The organism is Endozoicomonas acroporae (assembly GCF_002864045.1).
In the GTDB taxonomy this organism is placed as follows: Bacteria; Pseudomonadota; Gammaproteobacteria; order Pseudomonadales; family Endozoicomonadaceae; genus Endozoicomonas; species Endozoicomonas acroporae.
Genome location: NZ_PJPV01000033.1, coordinates 1 through 6,901, shown reverse-complemented (window position 1 = coordinate 6,901; position 6,901 = coordinate 1). Strand labels below are relative to the sequence as shown.

Sequence of the window (6,901 nt, the reverse complement as noted above, 5' to 3'; positions counted from 1 at the left end):
GAAACTGGTGGACAGCGGGCAGGGGCAAACACCAGAGTTCAACGAGGCCATGGCATCGTTGCTGCCCCTCGTGAACGCACAGAAAGACCAATTTATTCCACAACATATCGCAAACCTGCTGTGGGCGATGGCGAAACTGGTGGACAACGGGCGGAAGCAGACACCAGGGCTCAAAGGGGCCGTGGCCGCGCTGTTGCCCCTCGTGAACGCACAGAAAGACCAATTTAATGCCCAGGGCATTACCAGCCTGCTATGGGCCATGGCGAAACTGGTGGACACCAGGCAGCACCGGACACCAGGGCTCAAAGAGGCCGTGGCCGCGCTGTTGCCCCACGTGAACGCGCAGAAAGACTCATTTATTCCTCAGCATATCGCCAACCTGCTGTGGGCCATGGCGAAATTGCTGGACAACGGACAGGAGCCGACATCAGGGCTCGAAGAGGCCTTGGCCGTGCTATTGCCCCACGTGAACGCACAGAAAGACCAATTTGATGCCCAGGGTATCGCCAACCTGCTTTGGGCCATGGCGAAACTGGTGGACACCAGGCAGCACCGGACACCAGGGCTCAAAGAGGCCGTGGCCGCGCTGTTGCCCCACGTGAACGCGCAGAAAGACTCATTTATTCCTCAGCATATCGCCAACCTGCTGTGGGCCATGGCGAAACTGGTCGGCAGCGGGCAGGAGCGGACACCAGAGTTCAACGGGGCTGTGGTCGCTCTGCTAGCCCACGTGAACGCACAGAAAGCTAATTTTAACCCACAGGAAAGCGCCAACCTGCTGTGGGCCATGGCAAAACTGGTGGACAACGGGCAGGAGCCGACACCAGAGCTCAAAGAGGCCGTGGCTGCGCTGTTGCCCCATGTGAACGCACAGAAGGACCAATTTGATGCCCAGGGTATCGCCAACCTGCTGTGGGCCATGGCGAAACTGGTGGACAACGGGCACGAGCAGACACCAGAACTCAACGAGACCGTGGCCGCGCTGTTGCCCCTCGTGAACGCACAGAAAGACCAATTTAATCCTCAACATATTGCCAACCTGCTGTGGGCCATGGCGAAACTGGTGAACAACGGGCAGGAGTGGACACCAGGGCTCAAAGAGGCTCTGGCCGCACTGTTGCCCCTTGTGAACGCGCAGAAAGATCAATTTAATGCCCAGGGTATCGCCAACCTTCTGTGGGCCATGGCGAAACTGGTGGACAGCGGGCAGAAGCCGACACAAGAGCTCAAAGAAGCTCTGGCCACGCTGTTGCCCCACGTGAACGCACAGAAAGCTAACTTTAAACCACAGGGTATTGCCAACCTGCTGTGGGCCATGGCGAAACTGTTGGACCACGGGCAGGAGCAGACACCAGAGCTCAAAGAGGCCCTGGCCACGCTGCTGCCCCTGGTTAACGCACAGAAAGCTAACTTTAAACCACAGGGTATTGCCAACCTGCTGTGGGCCATGGCGAAACTGGGTGAGCTCGTTGAGTTGAACGTGGTTACATCCACGTTCGAGTCGCTGGTCTTCCGAATCAGTGAAAACCCTCAGCTCTCTCAGAAAACCATATTGATGTCTCTCTGGGGAATAATGGTCTGCTGTGCCAGGCTGTCTCTGGTCTCCACTGCCAATAAAAATCACATGCTTGAAAAGCACATGGATGACCTGTTTAACCGTCTGGAAAATACATTCCTGCACAATGAAGAGGATCAACGCACCATTGCCCAGGCCGCCAGTTGGCTTGGCAGAGCGTGTCCGGTCGTCCCCCATTACCACACAAACATTTCAAACACCCAGGTCGACTTCCGTGATCAACTCAAATCTTCTATTCCATCTTTGAGGATTGAAGAAGAAAAGAGTCTGATCTCATTACCTCCGGTTGACCTGCTACTGCCAGATCACAACATGGTGATTGAAATTCAGGGACCGTTTCATTACGTGGGTGGTGATTTCAACACCAGGAATGGTTCGACTCTGCTGAAAATCGCACTGTTGCAAAAAGCAGGATTTGAGGTCATTGAAATTCCGGTTACCATGCTTTGCAATCAGGATTTAATGAAACCATACATTGATCAAATAAAGACCAGGACAGGCATCCCGCCACAGGAGCATGGCTCTGTATCACTTAAAAGAAGGTGGGCAGATGCGGCATACGTTACTGCTGATAAAGGCAGGCAACCCTCAGATCACCGTTACTTAACCGCCGAAGAACATTTAGAAGAACAAACCGGCAAACCAGCCAAGAGGAAGAAAAAAAACAGCCAGTAATTCCCTCCTTTTGACCCGGGAACCGTTTTCACATGCAAGACTACCAGCGTTGAAGACCTGTTACTTTCGCCCGGATGATTTAAGATAAAGGATGGTTCGCATCAAGAGCAGATGCGTTTCTCCAACTACTTACATTTATCAACATTCCAACAAAATGAACTTCTGAACAGAACAGCAGTCTGCTTCTTATATTCTCATGAATTAATGAAATATAGTTATGGATAGAAGCTCTGCTGGTATCAGTGGTCAATACGCAAGATCGGGCAATGATTACAACCAACCGGATGACCAGGCCGCTTCTTCACGGCGTGGACGATATAGATATACCACAGTCAGACAATGGGATACCCCCTCCCGCACTGCCCCGGGGCGTCATGAATTTTACCATTCTTCTTTCAAACGCTCTTCTCAACATCTAAATTACCGTTCAGTAAACTCTGCTCAGGATTTTAATGCTCTCACCAGACAGGAAATAATGGATGACCTGGTGAGTAAATCTTACCGTTTCGGCGATCGCTATGATGGGAGACATCACGGTCAATATGCCAGTTCAATTAAAAAATACACGTCAGCTGCTAAAAGACCGTTGAATCGAGCGGAACAAAGCCAGCTGATGCGTTTGCTGGAAAATTTTACCGCAACACGGAGCTGGAATTGGCGAAGCCTGACGACAACATTTCATTCATTGACTTCAGCGGGTGTTTTTACCCCTCATAACCCCATGGATGGGCGTGTTAAGCGTACTCAAGCAGCCTTAATGACAACGCTACTTGATGCAATAATATTCAAGTGCAACCAAAAACCTGAAGCCAGGGATATTGATGCCCAGGGAATCGCCAACCTGCTGTGGGCCATGGCGAAACTGACAGACAGCGGGCTGGAGCGAACACCAGGGCTCAACGAGGCTGTGGCCGCACTGTTGCCCCACATGAACGCACAGAAAGACCAATTTATTCCACAGCATATTGCCAACCTGCTGTGGGCCATGGCGAAACTGGTGGACAACGGGCAGGAACAGACGCCAGAACTCAATGAGGCCGTGGCCAGGTTATTGGCCGATGTGGACGCACACAAAGCTAACTTTAATCCACAGGAAATCGCCAACCTGCTGTGGGCCATGGCGAAACTGGTGAACAATGGGCAGAAGCAAATACCAGAGTTCAACGAGGCCATGGCATCCTTGTTGCCCCTCGTGAACGCACAGAAAGACCAATTTATTCCTCAACATATCGCCAACCTGCTATGGGCCATGGCGAAACTGGTGGACAACGGGCCAAAGCAGACACCAGGGTTCAAAGGGGCCGTAGCCACGCTGTTGCCCCTCGTGAACGCACAGAAAGACCAATTTAATGCCCAGGGCATTACCAACCTACTGTGGGCCATGGCAAAACTGGTGGACAACGGGTACGAACAGACACCAGATCTCAACAAGGCCGTGGCCGTGCTGTTGCCCCACGAGAAAGCACAGAAAGACCAATTTAATAGCCAAGGCATTACCAACCTGCTGTGGGCCATGGCGAAACTGGTGGATAACAGGCATGAATTGACACCAGGGCTCAAAGAGGCTGTGGCCACACTGTTGCCCCACGTAAACGCAAAAAAAAACCAATTTATTCCTCAGCATATCGCCAACCTGCTGTGGGCCATGGCAAAACTGGTGGACCACGGGCAGGAGCGCACACCAGGGCTCAACAAGGCCGTGGCCACGTTGCTGCCCCACGTGAACGCACAGAAAGCTAACTTTAAACTACAGGAAATCGCCAACCTGTTGTGGGCTATGGCGAAACTGGTGGACAACAGGCAAAAGCGAACACCAGAGCTCAACGAGGCGGTGGCCGCTCTATTGCCTCACGTGAACGCACAGACAGGTAACTTTAAACCACAGGATATCGCCAACCTGCTGTGGGCCATGGCAAAACTGGTGGACAAGGGGCAGGAGCGAACACCAATGCTCAAAGAGGCTGTGGCCACACTGTTGCCCCACGTGAACGCAAAAAAAAACCAATTTAATCCTCAGCATATCGCCAACCTGCTGTGGGCCATGGCAAAACTGGTGAGCAAGGGGCAAGAGCGAACACCAGGGCTCAACAAGGCCATGGCCGCGCTGTTGCCCCAAGTAAACGCACATAAAGACCAATTTATTCCTCAGCATATCGCCAACCTGCTGTGGGCGATAGCGAAATTGCTGGACAACGGGCAGGATAGGACTCCAGAGCTTAAAGAGGCCGTGGCCGCACTGTTGCCACAAGTGAACGCACAGAAAGATAACTTTAAACCACTGGGTATCGCCAACCTGCTGTGTGCCATGGCGAAACTGGTGAATAGCGGGCAGGAGCGGACATCAGAGTTTAACGAAGCCGTGGCTGCGCTGTTGCCTCAACTGAACGCAGGGAAGAACCAATTTAATGCCCAGGGAATCGCCATCCTGCTATGGGCCATGGCGAAGCTGGTGGACAACGGGCAGGAGCGAACACCAGAGTTTAACGAGGCCGTAGCCGCGCTGTTGCCACAGGTCAACAAAGAGAAAGCTAACTTTAAACCACAGGAAATCGCCAATCTGCTGTGGGCCACGGCGAAACTGGGTGAGTTCGTAGAGCTGAACGTGGTTACCTCTATGTTTTCATCGCTTGTTTACCGAATCAGTGACAACCCTCAGCTCTCACAGCAAGACCTATTGATTTCTCTCTGGGGAGTGATGGTTTGCTGTGCCAGATTGTCTCTGGACTCTAAAAACAATAACTGGCTTGAAAAGCAAATGGATGACCTGTTTACTCTTGTGGAAAATACCTCCTCAGACAATGAAGAGGATCAACGCATCATTGCCATGGCCGCCACTTGGCTTGGGAGAGCGTGCCCAGTCGTCCCCCATTACCAGACTACCAGGTCAAAACGTCAATCCGAGGTTCGCCATCTACTCCAATCATGCTTTCCCTCTTTGCAGATTGAAGAAGAAAAGAGTCTGAACTCATTGCCTCCGGTTGACCTGCTACTGCCAGATCACAACATGGTGATTGAAGTTCAGGGACCCTCTCATTACGTGGGTGGTGATTTCAAAACCAGGAACGGTTCGACTCTGCTTAAAATCGCACTGTTGCAAAAAGCAGGATTTGAGGTCATTGAAATTCCGGTTAACATGCTTTGGAATCAGGATTCAATGAAACCATGTATTGATCAAATAAAGACCAGGATAGGAATTCCGCCACAGGGGCATGGCTCTATATCACTTAAAAGAAGGTGGGCAGATGAGGCATACGTTACTGCTGATAAAGGCAGGCAACCCTCAGATCACGGCTACTTAACCGCCGAAGAACATTCAGAAGTGCAAACCGGTAAACCAGCAAAGAGGAAGAAAACAAACAGCCAGTAACCCCCTCCCTTCGACCCAGGAACCGTTTCACATTCCAGCAAAATGAACTTCTGAACAGAACAGCTGTCTGCTTTTTATATTCTCATGAATTAATGAAATATAGTTATGGATAGAAGCTCTGCTGGTATCAGTGGTCAATACGCAAGATCAGATAATGATTACAACCAACCGGGTGATCAAGCCGTTTCTGCAAGCCGTGGACGATATAGACATGCCACAGTCAGACAATGGGATACCCCCTCCCGCACTTCCCGCACTGCCCCGGGACGTAATGAATTTTACCATTCTTCTTTCACACGCTCTTCTCAACATCTACAGTACCGTTCAGTAAACCCTGCTCAAGATTTCAATACCCTCACCAAACAGGAAATAATGGATGGCCTGGTGAGTAAATCGAATCGTTTAGGTCATCGCTATGATGGGAGACATCACGGTCAATATGCCAGTTCAATTAAAAAATACACGTCAACTGCTAAAAGACCGTTAAATCGAGCGGAACAAAGCCAGCTGATGCGTTTGCTGCAAAATTTCACAGCAACGCGGAACTGGAATTGGCGAAGCCTGACAACAACCCTGCACTCATTTACTTCAGCGGGTGTTTTTACCCCTCATACACCCATGGATGAGCGTGTCAAGCTTACTCAAGCTGCCTTATTGTCAACGCTACTGGATGCAATAATATTTAAATGCAACCAAACACCTGAGGACAGGGATATTGATGCCCGGGGAATCGCCAACCTGCTGTGGGCCATGGCAAAACTTGCGGACAACGGGCAGGAGCAAAGACTGGAGCTCAACGAGGCTGTGGCCGCGCTGTTGCCTCACATGAACTCACAGAAAACTAACTTTAAGCCACAGGAAATCACCAACCTGCTGTGGGCCATGGCGAAACTGGTGGACAACGGGCAGAAGCAGACACCAGAGCTCAAAGAGGCCGTGGCCGCGCTGCTGCCCCGGGTGAACGCACAGAAAGACCAATTTATTGCTCAGCATATCGCCAACCTGCTGTGGGCCATGGCGAAACTGATGGACAACGGGCATGAGCGGACACCAGAGCTCAAAGAGGCCGTGGCGGCGCTGTTACCCCACGTGAACGTCCAGAAAGACCAATTTATTCCTCAGCATATCGCCAACCTGCTGTGGGCCATAGCGAAACTGGTGGACAACGAGCAGGAGCCGACACCAAGGCTTAACGAGGCCGTGGCCACGCTGTTGCCCTGCGTGAACGCACAGAAAGACCAATTTAATCCTCAGCATATTGCCAACCTGCTGTGGGCCATGGC

At 51.4% G+C, this 6,901-nt stretch carries 3 protein-coding genes; all 3 read left to right on the top strand.

What is annotated here, in order from left to right; translation table 11 throughout:
* Positions 1-2,251, top strand: a 2,251-nt coding sequence (locus tag CX664_RS05745) for a DUF1601 domain-containing protein (protein WP_145999846.1), incomplete at its 5' end; no start/stop codon positions are given.
* A gap of 217 nt (positions 2,252-2,468) precedes the next feature.
* Positions 2,469-5,618: an RAP domain-containing protein gene (locus tag CX664_RS05740; RefSeq protein WP_101745818.1), complete on the top strand. Its 3,150-nt coding sequence runs from the start codon at positions 2,469-2,471 to the stop codon at positions 5,616-5,618.
* Between the two features lie 105 nt (positions 5,619-5,723).
* On the top strand, positions 5,724-6,901 hold a 1,178-nt coding region (locus CX664_RS05735; RefSeq protein ID WP_145999845.1), incomplete at its 3' end, for a DUF1601 domain-containing protein.

Bases quoted from the DNA above. Each gene is read 5' to 3' on its own strand.
- CX664_RS05740 (WP_101745818.1), top strand. From the start codon at position 2,469: ATGGATAGAAGCTCTGCTGGTATCAGTGGTCAATACGCAAGATCGGGC.